This is a genomic window from Chitinophaga terrae (ex Kim and Jung 2007) (genome assembly GCF_900107795.1).
GTDB lineage: Bacteria > Bacteroidota > Bacteroidia > Chitinophagales > Chitinophagaceae > Chitinophaga > Chitinophaga terrae.
The window spans coordinates 1-23,949 of sequence record NZ_FNRL01000045.1; the positions used below are offsets into that span (position 1 = coordinate 1).

General features: G+C 45.3%; 23 protein-coding genes and 1 tRNA gene. 4 read left to right on the top strand and 20 right to left on the bottom strand.

Going from position 1 to position 23,949, the window contains the following annotated elements:
• From BLV62_RS26920 to BLV62_RS26945, 6 genes are all read right to left on the bottom strand, one after another.
• The coding region (locus tag BLV62_RS26920; protein ID WP_139170415.1) for a transposase at positions 1–289 on the bottom strand (289 nt) is incomplete at its 3' end.
• 46 nt (positions 290–335) lie between these two features.
• Positions 336–572: a PIN domain-containing protein gene (locus BLV62_RS26925; RefSeq protein WP_089766064.1), complete on the bottom strand. Its 237-nt coding sequence runs from the start codon at positions 570–572 to the stop codon at positions 336–338.
• 26 nt (positions 573–598) lie between these two features.
• Positions 599–1,222: a pYEATS domain-containing protein gene (locus BLV62_RS26930; protein ID WP_089766066.1), complete on the bottom strand. Its 624-nt coding sequence runs from the start codon at positions 1,220–1,222 to the stop codon at positions 599–601.
• 70 nt (positions 1,223–1,292) lie between these two features.
• Positions 1,293–1,715 carry a site-specific integrase gene (locus BLV62_RS26935; protein ID WP_089766068.1) on the bottom strand — a complete coding sequence of 141 codons (423 nt, stop codon included), beginning with the start codon at positions 1,713–1,715 and terminating at the stop codon, positions 1,293–1,295.
• Position 1,716: 1 nt separating this feature from the next.
• Positions 1,717–2,502 (bottom strand): phage integrase SAM-like domain and Arm DNA-binding domain-containing protein, encoded by a 786-nt coding sequence (locus BLV62_RS26940; protein WP_089766070.1) that lies wholly within the window; start codon positions 2,500–2,502, stop codon positions 1,717–1,719.
• 202 nt (positions 2,503–2,704) lie between these two features.
• Positions 2,705–2,778, bottom strand: a tRNA-Lys gene (locus BLV62_RS26945).
• Positions 2,779–2,926: 148 nt separating this feature from the next.
• Here BLV62_RS26945 and BLV62_RS26950 point away from each other — a divergent pair.
• Positions 2,927–4,105, top strand: coding sequence for an acetyl-CoA C-acyltransferase (locus tag BLV62_RS26950; protein WP_089766072.1), 1,179 nt, complete (start codon positions 2,927–2,929; stop codon positions 4,103–4,105).
• 52 nt (positions 4,106–4,157) lie between these two features.
• On the opposite strand, the gene BLV62_RS26955 is transcribed toward BLV62_RS26950, so the two are convergent.
• From BLV62_RS26955 to aspT, 7 genes are all read right to left on the bottom strand, one after another.
• On the bottom strand, positions 4,158–5,594 hold the full coding sequence (locus BLV62_RS26955; RefSeq protein WP_089766074.1) for a hybrid sensor histidine kinase/response regulator: 1,437 nt from the start codon (positions 5,592–5,594) through the stop codon (positions 4,158–4,160).
• A 46-nt stretch (positions 5,595–5,640) separates the two neighbouring features.
• A complete protein-coding gene (locus BLV62_RS26960) occupies positions 5,641–7,062 on the bottom strand; it encodes a DHA2 family efflux MFS transporter permease subunit (RefSeq protein ID WP_089766076.1) in 1,422 nt (473 codons plus the stop codon).
• On the bottom strand, positions 7,059–7,406 hold the full coding sequence (locus BLV62_RS26965; protein WP_089766078.1) for a hypothetical protein: 348 nt from the start codon (positions 7,404–7,406) through the stop codon (positions 7,059–7,061). Before BLV62_RS26965 ends, BLV62_RS26960 begins: the two co-directional genes overlap by 4 nt.
• Positions 7,399–8,346 carry a DnaJ C-terminal domain-containing protein gene (locus tag BLV62_RS26970; protein WP_089766080.1) on the bottom strand — a complete coding sequence of 316 codons (948 nt, stop codon included), beginning with the start codon at positions 8,344–8,346 and terminating at the stop codon, positions 7,399–7,401. The genes BLV62_RS26965 and BLV62_RS26970 overlap by 8 nt, the downstream gene beginning before the upstream one ends.
• Positions 8,347–8,669: 323 nt before the next feature.
• The gene (glsA, locus tag BLV62_RS26975; RefSeq protein WP_089766082.1) at positions 8,670–9,677 is read right to left on the bottom strand and encodes a glutaminase A; all 1,008 of its coding nucleotides are present in this window, start codon (positions 9,675–9,677) and stop codon (positions 8,670–8,672) included.
• A gap of 20 nt (positions 9,678–9,697) precedes the next feature.
• Positions 9,698–10,924 (bottom strand): DcaP family trimeric outer membrane transporter, encoded by a 1,227-nt coding sequence (locus BLV62_RS26980; protein WP_139170416.1) that lies wholly within the window; start codon positions 10,922–10,924, stop codon positions 9,698–9,700.
• A gap of 22 nt (positions 10,925–10,946) precedes the next feature.
• Positions 10,947–12,650, bottom strand: coding sequence for an aspartate-alanine antiporter (aspT, locus tag BLV62_RS26985; protein ID WP_089766085.1), 1,704 nt, complete (start codon positions 12,648–12,650; stop codon positions 10,947–10,949).
• Between the two features lie 181 nt (positions 12,651–12,831).
• Between aspT and BLV62_RS26990 the strand changes: the two genes are divergently transcribed.
• Positions 12,832–14,223, top strand: a complete 1,392-nt coding sequence (locus BLV62_RS26990) for a glutamate decarboxylase (protein ID WP_089766087.1) — start codon at positions 12,832–12,834, stop codon at positions 14,221–14,223.
• 2 nt (positions 14,224–14,225) lie between these two features.
• On the opposite strand, the gene BLV62_RS26995 is transcribed toward BLV62_RS26990, so the two are convergent.
• Complete coding sequence (locus tag BLV62_RS26995; RefSeq protein ID WP_139170417.1) at positions 14,226–14,546, bottom strand: DUF6686 family protein; 321 nt, start codon at positions 14,544–14,546, stop codon at positions 14,226–14,228.
• Between the two features lie 340 nt (positions 14,547–14,886).
• Between BLV62_RS26995 and BLV62_RS27000 the strand changes: the two genes are divergently transcribed.
• Positions 14,887–15,144, top strand: coding sequence for a hypothetical protein (locus BLV62_RS27000; RefSeq protein ID WP_089766091.1), 258 nt, complete (start codon positions 14,887–14,889; stop codon positions 15,142–15,144).
• A 3-nt stretch (positions 15,145–15,147) separates the two neighbouring features.
• Here BLV62_RS27000 and BLV62_RS27005 read toward each other — a convergent pair whose 3' ends face one another.
• The 4 genes from BLV62_RS27005 to BLV62_RS27020 form a co-directional block, all read right to left on the bottom strand.
• Positions 15,148–16,002: a DUF4249 domain-containing protein gene (locus BLV62_RS27005; protein ID WP_089766093.1), complete on the bottom strand. Its 855-nt coding sequence runs from the start codon at positions 16,000–16,002 to the stop codon at positions 15,148–15,150.
• 3 nt (positions 16,003–16,005) lie between these two features.
• Positions 16,006–18,621 (bottom strand): TonB-dependent receptor, encoded by a 2,616-nt coding sequence (locus BLV62_RS27010; protein WP_089766095.1) that lies wholly within the window; start codon positions 18,619–18,621, stop codon positions 16,006–16,008.
• A 48-nt stretch (positions 18,622–18,669) separates the two neighbouring features.
• Positions 18,670–19,629 carry a FecR family protein gene (locus BLV62_RS27015; RefSeq protein ID WP_089766097.1) on the bottom strand — a complete coding sequence of 320 codons (960 nt, stop codon included), beginning with the start codon at positions 19,627–19,629 and terminating at the stop codon, positions 18,670–18,672.
• A gap of 66 nt (positions 19,630–19,695) precedes the next feature.
• Positions 19,696–20,214, bottom strand: coding sequence for an RNA polymerase sigma-70 factor (locus BLV62_RS27020; protein ID WP_089766099.1), 519 nt, complete (start codon positions 20,212–20,214; stop codon positions 19,696–19,698).
• Between the two features lie 68 nt (positions 20,215–20,282).
• Here BLV62_RS27020 and BLV62_RS27025 point away from each other — a divergent pair, with 68 nt between their 5' ends.
• Positions 20,283–21,317: a quinone-dependent dihydroorotate dehydrogenase gene (locus BLV62_RS27025; protein ID WP_089766100.1), complete on the top strand. Its 1,035-nt coding sequence runs from the start codon at positions 20,283–20,285 to the stop codon at positions 21,315–21,317.
• A 205-nt stretch (positions 21,318–21,522) separates the two neighbouring features.
• Here the strand turns inward: BLV62_RS27025 and BLV62_RS27030 are convergent, their stop codons facing one another.
• Positions 21,523–22,242, bottom strand: a complete 720-nt coding sequence (locus tag BLV62_RS27030) for a 16S rRNA (uracil(1498)-N(3))-methyltransferase (protein WP_089766102.1) — start codon at positions 22,240–22,242, stop codon at positions 21,523–21,525.
• 16 nt (positions 22,243–22,258) lie between these two features.
• Positions 22,259–23,602 (bottom strand): MATE family efflux transporter, encoded by a 1,344-nt coding sequence (locus tag BLV62_RS27035; RefSeq protein WP_089766104.1) that lies wholly within the window; start codon positions 23,600–23,602, stop codon positions 22,259–22,261.
• Between the last annotated feature and the right edge of the window lie 347 nt (positions 23,603–23,949).

Below are 23,949 nucleotides of genomic sequence, written 5' to 3' on the forward strand. Positions count from 1 at the left end.
TCTTGGAAAAGATGCCTATGGCCTTTTTTAGTATTTCTAGTTCCAGTTCTGAGTCTTTAAGTTTTTTCTCCAAGAAACTAATCCGCTCTTGTTCTGGCGTTTGCTTCATATTTCCATTCCCCGGGAAACTTCCTGATCCAAACTCTTCTGACTCTTTACGCCACTTATATAATTGGGCAGCAGAGATTCCTAACTCACGAGCTAGCTCAGAAAGATTCTTCCTGTTTTTACTTAATTCAACTGCTCGCTCTTTAAAAATGCGATCGTACTTTCTACGGACTTTAATCATTATTTCAAAATTAAGATATTTTATTGTTCTTAACTTGATCTGCCGACTAAGTTAGCAACTCCAGAAATTGATTAGTCAACTTTTCTTCTTTGAATCTCTTTAATGCATCTGCAATTTTTACCTCTCTATTTCTTCTAAATTCATCTATTGTTTGTTGAGGTAGATAAAGTTTAATTCTCTTGTCTTTTATTAAAACATCTAGTTTCTTCAATTCCTCTAAATCATCACTTGACATGTGATAAAAAGTCAGATAAGCATTGGTGTCAATATACAGATGGATCATATTCTATGAAAATAAACAACAATTAATTACTTTCTTTCTCCTTTTATGAGTGGGGCATATCCTCCCATTTCAAAATCAATATATCTGTTGATAGTAATTTCCTGGCCATCAGTGAATATTATTTTTGTTGTGCACAAAAATTCACCAAATGCAGAAGTCTTTATAGCAAATCCCTTGCTTCTATCTCTTGTTTTAAAAACTTGATTATTCCAATGAGGCCCTAAGAAGTATTCCACAGATTTCACTTGAATAAGTGTTGAATTATTATGGGGAATAACATATATAAGAAGGTCATAGTATTGACTAGCTTCCAAAGACCTAAACACCTTGTGAACCAACATAACCCCTCTACAATCCTCATAATATTTATTTCTTACAATATTTCTCTCTCCATCAACAATAATTTCATAAATAGAATTATTATGTGAACTATCTGCTTTTTGAATATCAAGGGCACCAATCTCAACTGATCCAATCCTCAACTGTACTCCTGATTTAATCCTAAGGGCCAAAGAATCAAGTAATGAAACAAATTGCTTTCTAAAACAAATAATATCAATAATTAAAAATAAAGTTAATATTAAACTTGGGAGATTTTTAGCAACTTCCTGCCAAACTGGATTATAGGGAGAAGATTGTAAGATATTCATAGTATAGGTTTGTGTCCAAATATATTAATAATCAGCCAATTACTTTATATGCTATAATTGGCTGATTACATTAAATCAAATTCTTTAGCTTTTTCATATCCTCACTAATCTTAGTATCCACCACCTTAGCATAAATTTGGGTAGTAGCCAAATTAGTATGCCCTAACATTTTACTCACTGTTTCAATAGGTACCCCATTACTCAATGTTACAGTTGTAGCAAAGGTTCTTCTGCCAACATGGGTAGTAATTTTCTTAGTAATACCACATAATTCAGCAATTTCAGAAAGATACCCATTTAGTTTTTGGTTGGATAATACAGGTAAGACAGGTTCATTATATTGTTTAATCTGCCAGTTGTACTTATCAAGTATTTTGAGGGCTTTAGGCAGTAAGGGAATAGAGGACCTCTGATCAGTCTTTATTCTTCTTTTGATAATCCACCTGTTACCATCAATACCAATTTGTATTTCAGCTTTGGTTAACAGCTTCATATCAGAAAATGCTAATCCTGTGTAGCACTGAAATATAAAATAAATCTCTCACCTGTTGTAGTCTGGGAATGGTGAATACCTTTGATTCTAGTATAGCTAATTCTTCTTTGGTTAGAATGCTCTTATTCCCCTCTTTATAAGGAGTTTTATGCCTTAGGAAAGGATTATGCTCTAACCACTGATATTGGATACCCAGGTTAATGATAGCTTTTAAGTTTTTGCAGTGCTTTACCACAGTGTTATGGCTGTTTTTAAAAACTACTTTCAGGTAAAGGTCAAAACTGGCAACAAATTCTAGCTTAAGGTCATTCAAATAAATATCTTTCTTCTTGTATTGATAATTCAGGAAATCCACCAACCTTCTTCTGGTTACCTTGTACTTGTTATAGGTGGTAATGGCTGTATCAGTGCCAATCTTGCTTTTGAAGAGGGTATTATGATAGTCTACCAGTTGAAGGAGAGTTTTACTGGTTTCTTCCTTTATTCCAAAAACTTTATTCTTTATGCTGGTAAGTGTTATAAGCTGCTGATCAAGCAATAGTTCATTGTATGCTTTAAATACCTCCAGCTTCTTTGTATTTATATAGTTATTAATTAAAACAGCTTGTTGGCTGTCTCCTGAAACCTTTACAGCTTTGCCATTCCAGAGTTTTTCATCAATAGAGAATCCTGTGGAAAATTCATACCTGTCATGGTTTACTACAAGTCTTGCATAAATAGGAGCAAGATTTTTCTTGTTTTTCTTTTTGAGTTTAGCAAAAAACAAAATGTCCACTCTGTTTTCCATGTTTTTCAATTTTGGGAGTAAAGGGTAAATGTGTAAGAGATTAATAGTGAGAATGTTAGAAGGGGTAAAAAGTCACCAGAGATTTTGGGTAAGTCCACCAGATTTTCCACCAGAGAGTTGGAAAAACATATAAAATGAGAGAGAGTAAAAACAAAAAAAGCCCTACCAGACTTGTATCTGATAGAGCAATTTCTTTGTTAAGTGACCCCCCTGGGGCTCGAACCCAGGACCTACTGATTAAGAGTCAGTAGCTCTAACCAACTGAGCTAGGGAGTCAATTAATGTTAAAAAACGTGGACGCAAATTTAACGGTTCTTCCGGAAATTTATCTACTTTATTTAATTAAATTTGGTAATAGTGCCAAAATGTGGAAAACTATCCATGTAATTGATACTCCGATAGCTCATTATTAAATTTATTTCAGATGCAAGATGCGTATATAGTAGCCGGATACCGCACAGCGGTAGGTAAGTCTAAAAAAGGTGGATTTCGCTTTTACAGACCTGACGATCTGGCAGTGGATGTAATAACCGGGTTACTGCAATCTGTACCCCAATTAGACCCGAAAAGAGTGGACGACCTGATAGTGGGAAATGCCGTACCGGAAGCTGAACAAGGTTTGCAGATCGGACGTATGATCTCCGTACGGGCCCTGGGAATAGAAGTACCGGGCATGACAGTGAACCGTTACTGTGCGTCGGGACTGGAAACAATTGCAATTGCTACCGCTAAAATCCAGGCCGGACTCGCCGACTGTATCGTTGCCGGCGGTACCGAAAGTATGAGCCTCGTGCCCACAGCCGGATGGAAAACAGTACCTAACTACACGGTGGCTTCTACCCACCCCGATTATTATATCGGCATGGGCCTAACCGCAGAAGCAGTAGCTAAGGAATATAAAGTTAGCCGGGAAGACCAGGACGAATTCTCCCTTAAATCGCACCAGAAAGCTATCAATGCGATACAGAACGGGTATTTCAAATCGGGTATCCTCCCTATCAATATCGAAGAAGTATATGTGAACGAAAAAGGCAAAAAAGCTAAACGTTCCTTTACCGTAGATACAGACGAAGGTCCGCGCGCCGACACTTCTCTTGAAGCGCTGGCCAAACTGAAACCGGTATTCGCCGCCAACGGCAGCGTAACGGCGGGCAACTCTTCGCAAACATCGGATGGAGCCGCCTTCGTGATCGTGATGAGCGAAAAAATGGTGAAAGAACTGGGGGTAAAACCCATAGGCCGGCTGGTTGCCTGCGCCTCTGCCGGCGTAGAGCCAAGAATTATGGGAATCGGCCCTGTGGCTGCCGTTCCTAAAGCCTTAAAACAGGCAGGCAAATCCCTGAACGACATAGACCTGGTAGAACTGAATGAAGCATTCGCTTCCCAAAGCATTGCCGTGATCAGGGAACTGGGATTGAACCCCGATATCGTCAATATCAACGGCGGCGCTATTGCCCTGGGTCACCCCCTGGGATGTACAGGCGCTAAGCTAACCGTGCAATTGCTGAACGATATGAAACGACTGAATAAGAAATATGGCATCGTAACAGCCTGTGTGGGAGGTGGACAAGGGATTGCCGGTATTATAGAGAATTTAGACTAACAATTAACAATTAACGTGAAAAAGGACGCATCGCAAGGTGTGTCCTTTTTTATCAGACCTTAGGGAAGCAGAGCGTGAAAGTGGTTCCTTTTCCAGGGGTGCTGTCTACAGCGATTGTTCCCTTATGCTGGATAACAATATTCTGTGTGGCAGTAAGCCCCAAGCCTGTTCCTTTTGTTTTATTGGTGAAGAAAGGCTCAAACAACTTTACCAGGTTCTGCGGTTCAATACCACTACCGTTGTCGGTTATACGCAAACAAACGTTATTCTGATCGGTATAGGAACTGATCACCATCTTCCCTTCTCCCGCCTTCATAGCCTCTATCCCGTTAATGATAATGTTCAGCAAGGCAATGATCAGCTTATCCTCGTCGCCCATTATCATGCTGGATACCTGTTCCAGGTGCTTTTCCACTGCGATGTTATTCAGTTGGAACCTGTCGTTGGCCAGCGTAAGCGCCTTATTCACCAGGGCATTGATACTGAGCGGGGTCAGGTGCATATCCGACAGTTTCGTGGATTCCAGCAACTCTGTAACCAGTTGATTGATCCGGTGGCAGTTGCGCTCCATAATATCAAGATATAGCTGGGCGTTAGGATCTTCAGACAAAGGCTCTGACTTCACTTGCGAGACTGCCAGGAGTATGTTGGTGAGCGGGTTGCGCACTTCATGTGCAATTAGCCGGGCGATGCGGCCGGTAATAACAAATTTTTCCTGCTGTTGCTTTTCCCGTTCTTTTTGTTTCCTTGCGGTAATGTCTTGTATGATACAGAGATAAAGTTGCTTGTTGGCATCCAGCACCGAAGCGTTCATCATCACATCTAACTGCTGCCCGGCCGCACTTTTAAAAGCGTACTCCCGTTGCAGTACGCCCCCCGAGGTACGCAACCGCTCTTTAAAATCCTCCGCCTCTTCGTTATTCGCGAAAAGATCCGATAACCGCGTATCATACAATTCATCTTCCTGGTAATGCAATACCTGCAGCGCGGCAGGGTTGGCGGCTATCACCCGGTTCTCATTGTCGGTCAGTAAAATTAGGTCATTGGATTTTTCGAAGATGCTGAAATAGCGCTTTTCACTTTTCTCTATTGCCAGCAGGTGATCAAATTTGTCAAGGGTATAACGAATGGCTCTTTCCAGCAAGGCAGCATTGATCTCGCTTTTCACCAGGTAATCGGAAGCCCCTGCCAGCATCGCTTCCTTGTCTATATGATAATCCCCCTTCCCGGTAAACAAGATCACGGGCGCTTTATATCCCAGATTGCGGAAATGATGCAACACATCTATCCCTGTGTGAGCTCCCAAACGATAATCGACCAGGTAAAGGTCATGCGCCCTGGCTGCAATGGCCTTTACGCCCTCCTGGTAAGAAGGCGCCCATTCAAGCGCATACTGGTCGGGAGAAATGTCTTGCAATAACGCATTTACCAGGAAAAAATCGTCCTCATCGTCATCGATCATTAAAATATGCTTCTTGCCATTTGTCATACTTCTGGAACAGTTTGGTCATACTAACCAATAATCATGCACGAAATTACGTGTCAATATGTTCATTCGCGTCTTTCAGTACAAGATTTCTGCGGGGCATAAACCAGGCCGGGATCAGGGTTACCAACAATATGATCATGGAAATATGAAACCCTTCCCTCAGGGCCTGGTGGTGAGAGTCCATGCTACTGGCCCCTTCCAGGACACGCCGGTTATACGCCCCCTGGGTGATTATTGCCAGCACCGCTATCCCGATAGCTCCCCCTACCTGCTGCATAAGCGTACTGATTGAGGATGCCATTGTTACCTCGCTTGGCCTTACTGCACTTAAAGTGGCCGAATTCAAAGGCGCCAGCAAACATCCCATGCCTATGCCACGTACCACCATCGTCACTATAACAGCTGATATGCTGCTGCCTTTATTCAGCCCTGCAAAAAGATACATCGATACCGCCAGCAGCAGTATTCCCAGTATCGAGATCTCCCTCGACCCATGTTTATCCGACCATTTGCCTGCAAAAGGCATTAATGCCGCCATAAACACGGAGTTGGGCAGGATCAGCAGACCTGAGATGCTTTCCGAAAATCCCATCTGCTCCTGCAGCAAAAAAGGCATCAGGAACAAGCCCCCAAATAACGCCGCGGCCCGCGACACGGTTACCAGGATGCAACTAACGAAAGCATAGTTGGTAAAAAGGTTCAGGTCTATGATCGGGTTGTTCCTGCGTTTGTCAATAAAAATGAATGCGATCAGCGAAAGTACGGCGATTCCAAGTACCGCCAGGATCTGCGGAGAGGTGATCCCTACCACTTCTGCCCTGGCAACGCCATATTGCAAACCCACCAGGAAAATGGTGAGGACTACGAAGCCTGCGAGGTCAAAAGGCAACTTGAACTTCGCCTGCTTCCGAAGCACATCCAGGTACCTGTAAGCCAGTACCACTGTAATAATTCCAATAGGAAGGTTGATATAGAAGATGGAAGGCCAGCCAAATTTCTCTGTTAAAATACCTCCCAATGTCGGTCCTATAGCAGGTCCCACCAGGTTGCCGAGGCCCCACCATCCCAACACCGTTCCCCTGACCCTGGCAGGAAAAATATAGGAGATGATAGCCATGGAAGTTGGCGCCATTGCGCCGCCGCCCAATGCCTGTATCACCCTGGCCACCAGCAGGAAATTCAGGCTGGTCGACAAGGCGCAGAGCAACGACCCCAGGGTGAAAAGTGAAATAGCCCCAATGTACAGGTTAAAGAAACCTATCCTGTTCTTCAGCCAGTTGGTAAGCGGCATAAGTACTGAAAAGCTGAGCATATAAACTGTGATCACCCATTCGATCTCGGAAAGGGTACAGTTAAACTGCTTGCTCATAACAGGCAGGGATATATTAACAATGCTGGAATCAATTCCAGCCATAATAGTTCCCATTATTACCACTATGAGTATGCCTGTCCTGTTTGTATCTCTCATACTTTGTCTTTCATCATAAAGATCAGTTGGGCTTTTGCTACAAAGGGGTTGAGAGGGTTGCAATTGATCATAAACAGATAGGAAGCCAATTCAGATAGTTGCCAATCCGTGACCAGCTCCCCATCCTTAAAATAGTATACTTTCTTAAAGTTGTAGTCGACCGGTATGTTGAGCGCAGCACAGGCATGCATGGCCCTGTCTAAGGGTTCCTGTTCCATACCTGCCTGGGTATATCCCAGCTCCTGCATGATTTCGCTAACCGTATACAATAATTTCGGCGTGTTGAGTTGCGAAATTTTCTCAGTCGCAATCACTTCTTCGAGATAATCAAATAGTTTAAGCATGCCCGTTCGCTTTTAATTGTGAAAGTTGCTGAAACAATTCTTTCTCTTTTTCGGAAAGATCTGTAGGAATGTGTACTATCGCTTTCAGGTACAAATCTCCTGCCGGTCCCTGGTTGTTGTAAGCTGGCATACCTTTGCCTTTCAGCCTGAACACTTTCCCGCTGTCAGTACCTGCAGGAATATTCATATTCAACGCGGAGCCAGGCAAACTGACCTGTACTTTTCCGCCAAGTACCGCTGTATATAACGGCAGCGCCAGATCTGTATAAATGTCCTGGCCCTTTAATTCGTATTGCGGATGCGGTGCAATCTGGATAGTGATCAGCAGGTCGCCGTTCTCCCCGCCTTTCCTGCCCGGGTTGCCCTTCCCTTTAAGCCTGATCACCTGGCCATCATACAACCCCGGTTTCAGTTTAATATTCAGCCTGCTGCCTCCCACTTCTACCTGCCGGGTAGCCCCTGTATAGGCATCTTCCAGCGATACCTGCATAGTAGCCTGCACATCCCGGCCTCTTCCAGGTCCCTGTTGCCTGCGACTGCCGCCGCCGGAGAACCTGCCGCCAAAAAGCTGTTCAAAGAAGTCAGAGAAGTTACCTTCGCCGGCTCCTCCAAACATATCTTCCATGTTACCCTGGTACGAGTAAGTATGGCCTCCGCCGCCTCCGCCGTATTGCGACCAGTCGAAATCTTCCGGCCGTCCGCCATGTTGCTCGTAATACTTATAGTTTTCTCCGAACTGATCGTATTTTTTGCGCTTATCTTCATCACTCAATACTTCATATGCTTCATTGATCTCTTTGAATTTTTCCTCTGCAGCCTTATCGTTCGGATTTTTATCGGGATGGTATTTTACGGCCAGTTTCCTGTAGGCTTTCTTGATCTGTTCACTTGTCGCCGATTTCTCTACGCCTAGTATTTTATAGTAATCCTTTACATCCATAACTCATAAACATGTTAAAGTGATAACTTGTTTTATGAATTTACGAGATTTCACGCAAAGATTTCACGCAAAGGGGCAAAGAGGGCGTAAGAGGCATAAGGATTTTTTTAAGAAAATAAGGAAGCAAAGGATTTTTTGCCCGAAGCGAAGAATAAAAAAGCAAAGAGGCGATATTTGTGTTATATAACATAACATAATTATCGCCTCTTTGCTTTCTTAATTTTCTTAATAAACTTCTTTTTCTTTGCTTCCTTATTTTCTTAAAAAAATCCTTATGCCTCTTACGCCCTCTTTGCCCCTTTGCGTGAAACCACCGCGTGAAACTACTGGCCGATATATACGTTAGCGTTTAGTTTATCGGAAATGAATTTGATGGCTTCCTGGGCCCGCACGCTGTTCCCGGCTTTGTCCAACGGCGGAGAGAACACTGCTATGGCGAACCTGCCGGGCATAACGGAAATAATACCGCCTCCCACACCGCTTTTACTGGGCAGGCCTACCTTATACATCCACTGCCCCGTAGTTTCGTACAAACCGGTTGTTCCCATAATGGCCAGGACCTTTGGAACATATTTTTCCTGGATCAGCCTTTCTTTAGTAACAGGATTTACCCCGCCGTTCGCCAACGTACCGGCCATTAAGGCCAGGTCATGAGCATTTACGCCGTAGGAACACTGGCGGGTATAGAAATCACAGGCAAACAAAGGATCATCGTACATATAACCATAAGATTTCAGCAGCATAGCGATGGCCTGGTTATGTTCGTTGGTAGCAGCTTCCGATTTATACAGCTCATCTATTATTTTAAGCCGCCTGCCCGCAAATCCCGCGAAATAATCATCCACTTTCTCCCAGGCCGCTTCATGGCCAAAATGACTTGTCAGCAAACTGGTTGTAGCCATTGCGCCGGCATTCACCAAGGGGTTAGACGGCTTTTTACCATCTATTTCAATGGCCGGAACCGAGTTGAATGGCAAACCTGTCTGATCAGCGCCTATTTTGTCGAGGATCGCCTGGTCGCCAAACAACTCCATTGCCATGCACAGGGTGAATACTTTTTCGATAGATTCAATCCCGAATTCAAACTTCGTTTCTCCAACCTGGTATACCTGTCCGTCTTTTGTTACCAGCACAATGCCGTACATTCCGGGATCTACCTTCGCCAGGAACGGTATATAATCTGCATTCTTTCCCTCTTTTTCATCTTTAAACCTGTTATAGGCCTCGTTGATCACCGCATTGTAATCTGCGGGTCTCAACTTTTTCTGGGCGAAAGCCGTAGTTGCGCTTCCCAGGAATAATACCGTTAACACAGCAAAAGCAATTCTCATAGTTGTAGATTTTCTTTTGATCAGAATTTAAAGAATGCGCTGAACTGTCCTCTCACGTCATCTCCTGCTTCGTTACTGATGTTTACCCTGCGCCCATACATCACTTCTCCTGCTATCTTGAAAAAAGATGTGAAATAATAAGTAGTATTGAAAGAAGCATAATGTGTTTCCTTAATGGAATTATCAGGCATGTTCAGATCACGGGTATTCAAATGCAGGTACCCGTAACCGATAGTAGATCCTAAACTATTAGTCCAGAAATGATCGAAATACAGCCAGGGCGCTATCATTTGAATATTCCTCAAACGCTTGTCCTGCGCGGAGGCATAAGCATCGTATCCCAGCCCTCCGAGATCCTCTGAATATTTCGCGTAGCCGGCGCCGTAAGCCAACTGGAATTTGATATCATTGTTCTTCGACATATTGATGTTACCTGAAATATTTCCGGCGCCAGCAATGTTGGTTTTATTTTTCTTATCTGCATTTTTATAATCGATAGGATGAAACAACGCAGAGATCCGTACATGGCTTTCATCGCCTTTCCCGAAATTGAATTGCAACGCGCCTGTTACATCGGGATATACAGTTCTGCCGGCCCAGGTATCGGGAATGGTAATATCCCCTCCGGGTTGTTCGGCCGAGAACGAAAGAGTTGCCGATCTGCCTATGTTTTGTGTAAAACGTAGTTGTACCAGACGGGTAAAGATGTACGAATTCGGCCCCCAATAATCCACAACGTTAGGCCAGTTATCATTATCCATAAAATTGCTCCAGTATTGCCCAAACAACCATTTACCATGTTGGATGTACGCATGACGCAGCCGGGGTTGACCGGAAGTACTGCCCCAGAGATCAAATTCCAGTACGGCCTTCAATGCCCGTCCCTTTGCATCCGGGGCTCCGTAAGCCGTAAATGAAAAACGTGACTGGCGTATCGTAAAAGCGGTGTTCCCATCGTATACAGTAGGCGTAGTGATGGAAGACGGCTGCATTGCATGTATGTTCCCTACCTGCATAAAATCATGCAGGAAATCTGTCTGTACATATCCATTGAATTGCAACCGTATGCCTTTTACGTCAGTGAACAAAAAACCCTGGTATTTGCCACTCTCGATCATATTACGCGTTAATCCCTTACCGGGATTGGCGGTATCTGTTTGAGCCAATACAGTTGTACTGCAGAATAGCATTGAAACAATAATTACACGCGCGAAAGCGCTGATACAGCGGGTAGATCTGGTTTTCACAATAGCGGGTAGTTTAGAGGTTTCAGGTCATTAACAATACCAGTACTACTCCCCAAATGATCAGCAAGGTATTGCCAACTGCATACGTGATCGTATACCCCAATGCCGGCAATTTACTTTGCACGGATTCCTGGATAGCCGATAATGCCGCGGTAGTGGTTCTTGCGCCGGCTGTACACCCGAGGGTGAGTGCCGGATGGAACTTAAAAATATACCTGCCCATCAGGATGCCCGCCAGCAAAGGAATTGCAGTAGCGCCTATCCCAACCAGGAACAATCCCCATCCTACCTGTTTGAACCCTTCCACGAAGCTGGGGCCTGCGGTAATCCCGACAACTGCAATGAATGTATTCAACCCTACATTATTCATTACCCATAACGCCGGTTCAGGAATATTTCCAAAGGCAGGATGACGGGAACGCAGCCATCCGAATATCAATCCCGCGATCAATGCGCCTCCGCTGGTGCTAAGACTTAACGGAACGCCTCCCGCTTTAAAGCTCATGGCGCCTACAATTCCGCCCAACACGATGCCTAATCCAACATAGATCATATCTGTTTTATCTGTAGGTATTTCTGCGTAGCCTATCTGCGCAGCAGCTTTATCCATATCTTTTTTATATCCCACCAGTTCAATATTATCGCCTCTCTGCAACACCGTTTCTCCATATACCGGCAGCGAAATACCGGCTCGCCTAAGACTCTGCACAGGAACGCCGTGCATGAAATCCATATTCCTTAATTCGTTGATCGTTTTGCCAATTATATTTTTCTTAATTACGTACACCATCACATTCTCAACCGGAAAATTCAGCAGCTCCAGGTCTACTATCTCCGGGCCTAACCCGCTTTCTTCTCCCAGTACATATTCTCTTCTTCCGCTCAATACTATTTCATCCCCTTTCTGTATTACGTAATCAGGCACGGGGTCGATAATCGTTTTATCGTTCTTCCGTATGCGTTCTATAAAGAGCCTGTGATTCCGCCGGCCTAGCTCTTCTTCCAGTTGCTGCACTTGTTTGTTGAGCGCAATCGACTGATCAGTTACTTCATATGCACGGAAGGTGACAGGAATAAATGCGGAGCGCATGCCAGGGTCCAGCGTGGGATCGCCGGAACCTAATTTCTTTTCCAACTCTTTTGTTTCTGCCCTTACCTTCTCAATTCCTCCGAGCATTAAAGGCGCTATACTGGAAAGTATCCAGGCAGAGCCGGCGGTACCGAAAATATAGGTCACAGCATAACAGACCGGCATCGCGTTGATCCATGCTTGTTTCTGTGCTTCTGAAACGCTTAGTTGCTTAATAGTATCTGAAGCCACTCCCATAGTCGCTGAAATGGTCTGAGACCCTGATAACAACCCCGCGGCCTGTCCTACATTATAACCGGAAGCTACAGCCAGCAGCCAGGGCGCCACCAGGCAAACTACGCACATCAGGACGGCAAACAATACCTGCGGCAATCCGTCTTTCTTCAACCCTGCAAAAAATTGCGGTCCTACGCTATAGCCTACGGCGAAAAGGAACATAAGGAAGAAAACTGATTTTACATTCGCGGATATAGAAATATCCAACTGGCCAACAATAACTCCTACCAGCAAAACACCAGTTACGGATCCTAACGAGAACTTACCCACTTTCAGGCTCCCTATAAAGAAGCCTGCTGAAAGGGTCAGGAATATTGCAAGTTCGGGGTACTGCTGAAATGTATGGTGTAACCAGGTCATGTTTCAAGAGGTTAAGTAACGAGAGAATACAGAACTATGATGGTGTATTAGGTAACACTATCAATATTGTATTTGTTCAAAGGAAGGTTGCAGGATTAATTTTTGAAAATGAATTGAACAAGTACTGCCAACGGTTGTTAAACACTCATACAAATTTCTTCACCCATAAGCCCCTTTTGTCATGCCTTTATTCACACGCAAAGAAGAAAATGAAAACTCCCGTATCGGGCTGTATGCATCGGCCGATAGCCGCGAAAGCATTCCCAAATACAAGATCCCCGAACAGGCGCAGGATATGCGTACGGTTTATCACCTGGTGCATGATGAACTGATGTTGGACGGGAACTCGAGAATGAACCTGGCCACATTTTGCCAAACCTGGTTGGATGAATATGTTCATAAACTGATGGATGAATGCTTAGACAAAAACATGATAGACAAAGATGAATATCCCCAGACTGCGGAAATAGAGAACAGGTGCGTACATATACTGGCCGATCTTTTCAATTCTCCGAAAAGCGCTTCCACTTTAGGCTGCAGCACTACCGGTTCCAGCGAAGCGGCAATGCTCGGCGGTCTTGCACTGAAATGGAAATGGAGGCAGAGAAGAGAAAAAGAAGGCAAGCCTGCCGGTAAACCTAACCTCATCTGCGGCGCTGTACAGGTTTGCTGGCACAAGTTTGCAAGGTATTTTGATGTGGAGCTGAGAGAAGTGGGAATGGAACATGGCCGTTACAATTTAACTCCTGAGAAGGTATTGGAACTGGTTGATGAAAATACAATAGGCGTTGTTCCTACGTTTGGCGTAACGTTTACACTGATGTACGAACCCGTACTGGAAATTGCGGAAGCGTTGGATAAACTGGAAAAAGAGAAAGGGCTGGATATACCGATCCATGTGGATGCCGCCAGTGGCGGTTTCATATCACCTTTTGTATCGCCGGACCTGGTCTGGGATTTCAGGATACCGCGTGTCAAATCCATCAACGTATCAGGACATAAATTCGGCTTAAGTCCTTTAGGTGTTGGTTGGGTGATCTGGCGTGAAAAAGAAGACCTGCCGGAAGACCTCATCTTCAGGGTGAATTACCTGGGAGGTGATATGCCTACGTTTGCACTGAATTTCAGCCGGCCGGGCGGACAAATAGTTGCGCAATATTATAACCTGCTTCGCCACGGTAAAGAGGGCTACAGGAAGCTGCAACAGGCCTGCCTGGATCATGGGGCTTATATAGCCGAGAAAGTTGAAAAGCTGGGGCATTTTGATATCCTGTACAACGGGAAAGGCGGCGGCGTACCGGGTGCATGCTGGACGTTAAAACCGGGCGATCACGGATTTACATTATACGACCTGTCGGACAAGATCCGTTCACGGGGCTGGCAGATAGCTTCTTACCCGCTTACGGGAGCAGCAGCCGATATTACGGTACAACGCGTATTGATCAGGCATGGGTTCAGCCGGGATATGGCCGACCTGCTGGTTAATGACTACACACGTTGCGTCAGGTATTTTGAAGAACACCCGGTAAGAGAACCTCTTACCCAGCAGGAAGCAGGCGGTTTCCATCACTAGCCTCAGGAAGCCGATTCCAGTATCTCGTAGGTAGTGAGCAGCGCCTGTACTTCCGCCGTCATGCGGGATAAAGAGGTGATTTCGCCCGGGGTCAGCAACATCATTACATGATCTGCGGGAAGCGGCAAACAAATAGCCTTTTCATTTTCTGATTCATACTTATGGTCATCCGCCAGGCGGGTGACCATTTTTGTGAAGCATTCAAATTCTTCGAGGTTAAAGCTGATCACGGTTGTTCCAAATGCCAGCTGAAGTCCCTTACACTGTTGGCAACGGATCACATATCCTGTGTTGCCATGATACAAAGTCTGATAATTACACATTGGCTACATTTTTTTGTGCCTGCAGCGGCCAGGTATTTGACCGCTATCAGGACTAAAACATCACTCTTGATCTACTATAAACAAACAATGAATGTTGAGTTTAGTAAGATAGGGTAGAACAAAATTAAATGAAGCTGTTTGGGTCAATTGCTCATATCAGGAAAAAGATTTCCATAATCGGGAAAATACCTGATGGCATTGCTTTATCACATAACCATCAGCCCGGTAAGCCCGGCTGGTGCAGTAATACCGCGGCGACAATCTTTTTTATGAAAATTTTCGTTCGTTGTTCAACTAAATAATTTTTCCTGTGTTTATTCAACAGCAAAATTATTTATACATGGATTGGGATGAGTTAATGGACCCGCTTTCGCCGATGAACGAAAGCATTATGCAGGAGCAGATCAAAATTGTCAATTTACAGGATGGGCTGATTGAGGCGGCAAAGAAGCTCGCTGCCGAAACCTATCCCTCGCTTAACCAGGCAAGACCACAACTAAAAAAAGCATTGGACAATGTAATTATTAAGCATTCGATTAAAATGTCGGTCGACATCAGCAATGTGATCACCGGCCGGGAACACGACGACGAATTGTAACAGCTATTCTACTGTAATGGTCAACTTTTTAGCATTAATACCACCTAGTATGCCGTAGCCATTTGTTACATTGGAAAAAACCCGTACGGGAGCGCCCGTAATAGCAGAAAGGCTTTCTGACTGTGCAAGCAAGGTACTGAAATACTGATACGTTGAAGAAGTAAGAGCGCTGATCTCTACTGTCAGTCTTGTTTTTGCAGGTATAGGAAAAGCAGTTTCCAATACGAACGTAATTGTTTTCCCGTCGAACCTCTCGTCGTTCATTACAAGGCTGGTAAAATTTTCCCGTGTAAAGAAATCGATGAGGTTATTATTAAATGCAGGATCCAGCCTGAATAAAAGCCAACTGGTAACAGAATCCGGAGTAGTGGCGGCAACTCTTATCCTGTAATAATCCGTTGCGCCTGGCCTGTCTTTCAGTACAAACTGTATACGCTTGCTGTTGCGAAGCGCGCCCAGCTGCTCTGCCGCGGGGGCCCCGGGCATCGTATCTTTTGCCTCTACCGGTGTAAATCCTGCTGCCGATACCTTTGCCTGGTATTGCTTGCCCAATACTGCAGGAGTATTGGAAACCCACCATGTTTTACCATTTATCAACATGGGTTTCAGGTCCGGCAATTGTTCTCCATCTGCCGTCAACACAATTGCAGGATTTTTGATTTCAGGGAAACCATCTTCATTATACACATTACTGGGCGTACTGCTTGTTACGCGCACATATAACAGGCTATCCGGCTGGATAAGGCTATTTACAACTATTTTGTTTCCTTCATAAGGCACATGAAAGGGCACCTTTTTTTCACAACTGATGAGTACTAACCCTATAGCATAAACGAAGATCTTCTTTAATACTTTCATGAGCTAAAATTTAATAGCATAAGTAATACTGGGCAGTATAGGCAAAATACTCAACTGGCCCAGGTACCTTTCTTTCGTTCCCGGATCTGCTCCTAATGCGTAGATATAAGGGTTCTTGCGGTTATACGCATTGTAAACGCTGAAGTTCCATGATTTCAGCCAATACTTTTTCTGCTTGCTGTAGGTAATGCCTACATCCAAACGATGTGCAGCTATTCCACGGAAATTGTTCCGTTCAGTATACCGGTCTATAGTCGAAGGCTGCGCAGGGTCCCAGGGCGACGGATGGTCTATGCCTTCATAAGAAGACACCGGCAGCGTAAACGGCGAACCTGAATTAAAATGCCAGGATGCGGATACTTCCCAATGTTTAGACAACTGATGCACCAGTACAACGTCAATATTATGCCGCTGATCGTATTTATATGGAAATAATCTTCCATTGTTAACTCCTTCGAAGCGCCTGTCGGACCAGGATAGCGTATACCCTATCCAACCGGTAGTGGCGCCTTTCTTTTTCTGCAGCATAACCTCCGCACCGTAGCTCCAGCCTTTACCAACGGTAACATTCTGATCCCAGCGGCCCAGGTCTTTGTTAAAGATGCCGAAGTTATCGTTGCTCTCGATCATGTTGTACATGGATTTATAATACCCTTCCAACGAGAATTCGTATTTCAGCTCATCAAACGATTTGGCGATACCGGCAGTGATCTGCTGGGACGTCATAGGCGCTACCCGTTGGGTAGACGGCACCCAGATGTCGGTAGGCAAACTTAACGTAGTACCTGAAAGCAAATGTATATTCTGGTTCATCAGCGTATAGGCCGCTTTCAAAGCCCAGTTGGCAGGCAGGAGATAACGCAGGCCCAGACGGGGTTGCAGCGACCAGTAATACCTTCCTTCCACGGTAAAAAGAGAAGTATGCAAACCAATATTAGCAAAGAAATTTGAACGCACTCTCCATTCATCTTCTGCATACAGGACCACTTCTGTTCCTGTAATACGCATCCCCCTGTTCAGGGTATCCAATGGTTTAACGGGGCTTTCTTTATCCACATACGACGAATTGCCAGGTTTGAAATAATGCATGGTACCTACCGCTCCAAACTTGATAGTATGTGAAGGCATAGGCCGGTAATCAAAATCTATTCTCAGCGCCGCATTAGCCATCTGGCTGTTATATCTGCCGTTTATCTCCGAGGTGTTCACGCTGTCGGGCAACAGGTAATTATGCTGGTACCGGGTGAAGAACTCGTACTGTGAGTAGTTAAAAGTAACGTTAGAGAACAGGCCCGGATGATAGATATGATTCCACCGGACAGCGGAGATAGTATTTCCCCAGCCGAGTTCAAACCTGGTTCCCAGGTTGCTGTCGTTGACTTTATTTTTCTCGCTCCGGTCTTCAATCAACAGGTAATCTTCTCCTTTATAGATACTAAGGAAGATCCTGTCGCGGGGCGAAAAAATATGATTGACCTTCAGGTTGAAATCATAGAAATACGCCTGGAAATCGCCATCGGTACCCAGGGCGTCTTCCTGTACCAGGGCGGGTTTGATCAACAGGTCGGGATAGGAACGGCGGGCCGATAAAACAAAAGATGTTTTATTCTTTATGATAGGTCCCTCCACGTTCACATTGGTAGAAATAAGGCCAATAGAGGCGTCGCCATGAAAAGCTTTCATATTGCCTTCTTTGGTAGCGATGTCGATAATGGAAGACAGGCGGCCTCCGAACCTTGCAGGAAACGCGCCTTTATAGAGATCCGTAGTTTTAACAACATTGGCATTTATCAAAGAAAAAACGCCGAAAAAGTGACTGGAATTAAAAACCGGGCTGCCGTCTATCAACACCAGGTTCTGATCGGGGCTTCCCCCTCTTACATAAAGCCCGCCGGCTCCTGAGCCGCTGCTTACGCCAGGCAGCGATTGCAGCGTACGCAGCACATCAATTTCTCCCAACAACCTTGGCATGCCTTTCAAGTCGGTGTTCGACAAGGTCATTTTACTCATCTGGGTTTGTTCCTGCAACGGGCTTTCCGACGATACTACTACTTCTTTTAAACTACCAGCCGGTTTGAGATGAACCTGTAACAGGTCATTGAATTTTTTATCTACTGTCAACAGGCGGGTAGTGTACCCGATATAGGAAAACAGGAGCGACACGGTATCTGCCGGCAGGGTGATGCTGAAAAAGCCGTAGGCATTAGTGGTTGTTCCCTGTTTGGTCAGGGGGTCGAAAACCGTGGCGCCGATCAGGTTTTCATTGCTGACAGCATCTCTTACAAACCCGCTTAAAGTGATCTTCTGTTTTTTCTGCGGCAATAGCACCAGTTGATCGCCTATCCTGGTGAAACGGATATCGAACGGGGTAAAGATCTTTTCCAGCACTGTTTTCAGTCGCTCGTTGCGCACAGTTATAGTTACCTTTTCAGATACGTTGACAAGGCCGGCGCTGTAGGAAAAAGGGATGCCATATTCTTTTTCGATTAAAGCGCATACCTGTTCTAAAGTCTGGTCTTTTACAGCCAGCGTAATTTTTGTCTGCCAGTTCCAGGCAAATACTTTTAAAGGGAAACAAAAAATTAACATTCCCGTCAGCAGTTTGGCAGCTAACGACATATATAGCTTTATTGAAGTGTGAGCAGTAACACCCTAAGGGGGCATCAGCTATTTTAATTTGTATTGTCGGTCGTTAATTTTCTCGCAGGTTGCATCAAGCATCGTAGCCAGAGAGTGCATGACCTCATCCGGTGTTTCGCTGGTGAAGGTAGTGTGAACAGGTAATTTAAGCAAATCTGTATTTGATACTTCAACCTTAATGTCATAAACCTCGGTAAGCGTGTGCAGCACTTCTTCCAATGGCGTATTATTAAAGGCGAGGGATTTCTTATACATATCAGTTACATGAGAAGCTACCCTGAACACAGGCTTAATGTTATCTTGCTGCAAAAGCATGCCGTCTGTAAGCACTACGCTATCCTGCTGTTTATGATCGATCACCATTACCTTGCCTTTACTTACATGCACTTTCAGGCTGGCATTGGCAGGCTGATAGTCGACGGTGAAGGTTGTACCCAGTACTTTAACCTCTGATTTTCCGACCTGTATAATAAATGGGTTGCCGGGATTTCCTTCAACCTCGAATGTTGCGGCGCCTGTTAGTTTAACTGTTCTTTGTTTGGCGAATTTGCGGCCTACTTCCAGTTTGGCGTCTCCTGTCAGTTGCACTTTACTTCCATCGCTCAAGGTAGCGAGTTCCGGGCCTTTATAGACCTCTGCCGACTGCAGGCGGAACAGCCACCAACCGCCGACCAGCAATACCAGGCAGGCCGCAGCCGCGTACTGCCACCGGAACGATGACATGCGCTTAACCGGTGCAACTTCCATTTTATCATACAACTGCAACCAGGCGGCTGAAGTATTTGCATCCGTTACGGCAGCCGGGGAGGTAACTGCTTTCAGCACCCGCTCCAGCGATTGCAGGAATACAAGGTTTTCAGGGGCCTGCCCTTTCCATTCATCTACCCAGGCACGTTCTTCAGCATCCGCTTCTTCAAGCAGATACTTACAGAGCAGCGTATACAAGGCTTCGTCCTGCATCGCGTTGTCAGGGAAAGATGATGTCATGTTTAGTTGAAAGTTTTACAGTTATATTATAGACGCAACTGCCAAGCAGGTACCCCTATGTTTATATTAAAAGAAAAAACCTGTTAATAATGGCAGGTATTCCTTCAATTCTTCATGCAGGATCTTCAGTGCCTTCCCCATCTGGTTTTCAACTGTTTTCACAGAGATATTCATGGCGGCGGCAATTTCGGCATATTTCATATGCTGCTGGCGACTGAGAACAAATACTTCCCTGCAGCGTTCCGGCAGTTTTTCCAACGCTTTATGATAAAGGCGTTCCAGTTCTTTGGCCTCTTCATTTGCCTGGATGGTAGTTGCTTTGATCTGCTGGTATCCCTGTTCTTTTTCGGCACGCACGGCATCCTTGCGCCATTGGCTAATGGCGGTATTGCGGATAGCGGAAAAAAGATATGCTTTTACCGGGCCTGTAATAGAGATCGTTTCTCTCTTTTCCCAGATACGAAGAAAAACCTGTTGGACGATTTCCTCTGCAATATGGGGGTCGCCAGTATAATGATTGGCGAAGGCCAGGCAATGCGCATAATTTTCCCTGAATAATGCTTCAAATGTCTGGAGCTCAAGCATGATGATGGGCAAAGATAGCAGGTATTTTCAACTCCCGAAAATCCGAAAATATTATCTTTGCGACTGCAATGTATAATCTAATTAAAAAATTCCTTTTCCGCTATCCGCCGGAAAGCATTCACCACAGCGTAATGCGTGGGATAAAGACAGTTTATTCCCTCCCCCTGGGCAAATCTATCCTGACAGCCTTCTGCGGCGTTAAAACCAAGGGACTTGAAAAAGAATTATTTGGGCTCCGTTTTTCCAACCCCGTTGGCCTGGCCGCGGGTTTCGATAAAGACGCCAAATACATTGATGAGCTGGCCTGCCTGGGATTTGGATTTGTAGAAATAGGCACTGTAACGCCGCTCCCGCAGCCAGGTAACGAACAACCCCGCCTGTTCAGGCTACCGGAAGATAAAGCCCTTATCAACCGTATGGGCTTTAACAACGAAGGCGCTGCCGCAGCAGCAAAAAGATTGCAGAAAAAGAAATCCAATATCATTGTAGGCGGGAATATCGGGAAAAACAAACTTACTCCTAATGAAGATGCCGTAAAAGACTATGAAAAGTGCTTTCACGCGCTTTATGATACAGTAGATTATTTCGTAGTGAATGTAAGCTCTCCCAACACCCCCAACCTCAGGGCCTTACAGGAAAAGGAGCCGTTAAAGCAACTGCTGCATCACCTCCAGGTACTGAACTCACAGAAGATAAAGCCTAAACCTATCCTGCTCAAAATAGCGCCGGATCTTACTAATGAACAGTTAGACGATATCATTGAGATTGTAAAAGATACCCAGCTTGCCGGCATCGTGGCTACCAATACCACTATCAGCCGGGCAGGTTTAAAAACGCCTGCTGCTACCGTAAATGAAATAGGAGCAGGAGGATTGAGCGGCTTACCGGTAAAACGTAAAGCCACTGAAGTGATCAGGTATATACATACCCATAGCCAGGGAAGCATCCCTATTATCGCCGTAGGCGGCATTTTCACGGCCGAAGACGCGCAGGAGAAACTGGACGCAGGCGCGTCGCTGGTCCAGGTGTATACCGGTTTCATTTATGAAGGACCAACGATCGTGCGGCAAATATGCGAGGGGTTGGCACGCAGAGAGGCGTAAGAAAGCGAAGAGGCATAAGGGATTTAAGAAGATTGCCTGCGGAGGTTTCCCGCAAAGTAGCAAAGTAGCAAAGTAGCAAAGAAGCATAAGATTTTTGTTATATAAATTAAGAAGAAGCGAAGATGGTGTTTGGTCACCGTCTTCGCTTCTTTATTTCTTAAAATTCTTAATAAACTTATAAAATTTCTTATGCCTCTTTGCCTCCTTACACATCTTTGCGTGCAACCGCGTTAGCGAGAACCACCGCCACCAACCCGGCGGTTTCGGTACGCAGGCGGGTATCGCCAAGCGTGATGGGTTTATAGCCGGCCTGCAATGCCTGCTGCACTTCTTCCGGCGTAAAATCGCCTTCCGGCCCTACCAGGATAATTGTATCCTTCCCGGCTTCCATGATTTCTCCTAAAGCCTGTTTCTGAGCGGGAAGACAATGTGCAATGAAACGTTGTTCACTGGTATCAGCCTTCACCAACCGGGCAAACGCCTGCGGCAACTCCAGTACCGGCAGGTAAAACTGCTGCGATTGCAGCATGGCAGATACCAGTATGCTATTCAGCCGATCGGCTTTGATCTTTTCCTTCTCAGACCGGTGACTGATCAATGGAATAATCCGCTGGATGCCAATTTCTGTTGCCTTTTCCAGGAACCATTCTATTCTCGACGCATTTTTTGTGAATGCAATGGCGATTGTCAACGCAGCGGCGGGCGGCGTAAGGGTTTCGACACCCGATATTTTTACGGTGCAACGTTTCCGGTTATCGTCTGTGATCACAGCGCTGAACTTATGCCCTTTACCATCTGCCAGCAATACTTCATCGCCGTTTTCATGGCGAAGCACCTGGATACAATACTTAGACGTATCCTCATTCATGGTATATGATTGCGCATCTAACTGTAAATCAGGCGCATAAAAAACCGATAATTCCATAAGGCGAAAGTACGAATTACTGCAGTTTCTTTGTTTTAAAATGGAATCGCAGGAATAATAATACAGAAGCGATCAGCAGACCTAATAATAATGCCCACCACACGCCTTCTACACCATATCCCAGTTTAATACCCAGCAGGTAGCCCACAGGGATACCGAAAACCCAGTATGCAAAGAGGGTGATGATAGTTGGCATCTTTACATCGCCCAATCCCCTGAGCACTCCCAGCCCTACTACCTGGGTGCCATCGAACAGCTGGAAGAAAGCAGCTATGATCAGCAAGCGGCCGGCAATGTCTATCACCTGCCGGTCCTGGATGTATAAAGCTGGCAGCAGTGTTTTGCCAAGGATAAAAATTACCGCCGTAACGCTCATCAATACCAGCACCATGTGGTAGCTGGCAATGGCCGACAGTCGCAGTTCTTTGAAGTCTTTCTTCCCGAAATTATTCCCGCTTTTAATACCAGCAGCAGCGGAAATACCGCTGGCCATCATGTAGGTCATTGCAGCCAGGCTTAACGCGATCTGGTGTGCGGCCAGGTCGGCGGCTCCCATCCAGCCTACCATGATAGCGGCGCCGCTGAAGGCGCTCACTTCAAAGATGTATTGCAGGGCAACGGGGGTGCCTATGCCCAGTATCTTTTTAGCCGTAGCCGCTTTCAGCGCGTTAAAACCAAAGGTTTTAAGGTAAGGTTTAAAACGGGGCGCTCTCAGTACATAGATGGCCATGGTAATACCCATGATCAGGCGGTCGGTAAATGTAGCGATGCCTACGCCTATTACGCCCAAGCGGGGCAGTCCGAATAATCCGTATACCAGCGTGATACCGATAATAACGTTGATCACGTTGCCGATGATGCTGATGTTCATGGCCTGGCGGGTAAATCCTAATCCCTCTGCAAACTGCTTAAATGAAAGGAACAGCATCAGGGGGATAAAGGAGAGGCCCAGGTATTGCAGGAAAGGCCTGGCCTGTTCCGCTACATCGCCTTCCTGTTTAAGCAGGTAGAGATGATGACTGCCGATCACGATCACGGCAGACAGCAGCAGTCCCAGGATCATATTTATAATAAGGCTATGACTCAACAAATGCCCGATAGAGCCTTTGTTGCCTCTTCCGTTTTCCTGGGCAATGAGGGGAGTCAGGCCATACGACATTCCTATGCCGGTTACCATGAAAATAGAGAACAGGCCGTTACCCAGGGAAACGGCAGCCAGTGGAACTTTTCCTGTATGCCCGATGATAATGCTGTCGGACAGTGCAACGAGTGTATGACCCAACTGGGAGATAACAACGGGGTAGGCTAAACGAAAATTGTCTTTGTAGTGGTGTTGATACTTTAGTAATAATTGTTTCATCGATCAGTCAATTGTTAATCTACAGTATATGAATCGAGTAGGAAGTGAGGGATTATTTCCCTCACTGTCCTCTCACACCACCGTACGTACCGGTCTGGTATACGGCGGTTTGTTAGAATAATTTAATCTGACTTTTTGTTTTCAGATAATAGCGTTCGTAAAATCCGACATAGCCTTCTTTCCTAAAGTATGCGTTGGTGAGGGGTCTGCATAGTATCGGACTACGAGCCGCACGGCTGTAACCTATACTCGTTTTGCTCCACATCCTTGCGTAATACTTTGATAAGCCAAGTTTTATAAGATTACGGTACCGGTTACGGATGGTTTTCCATTGCTTCCAGATACAT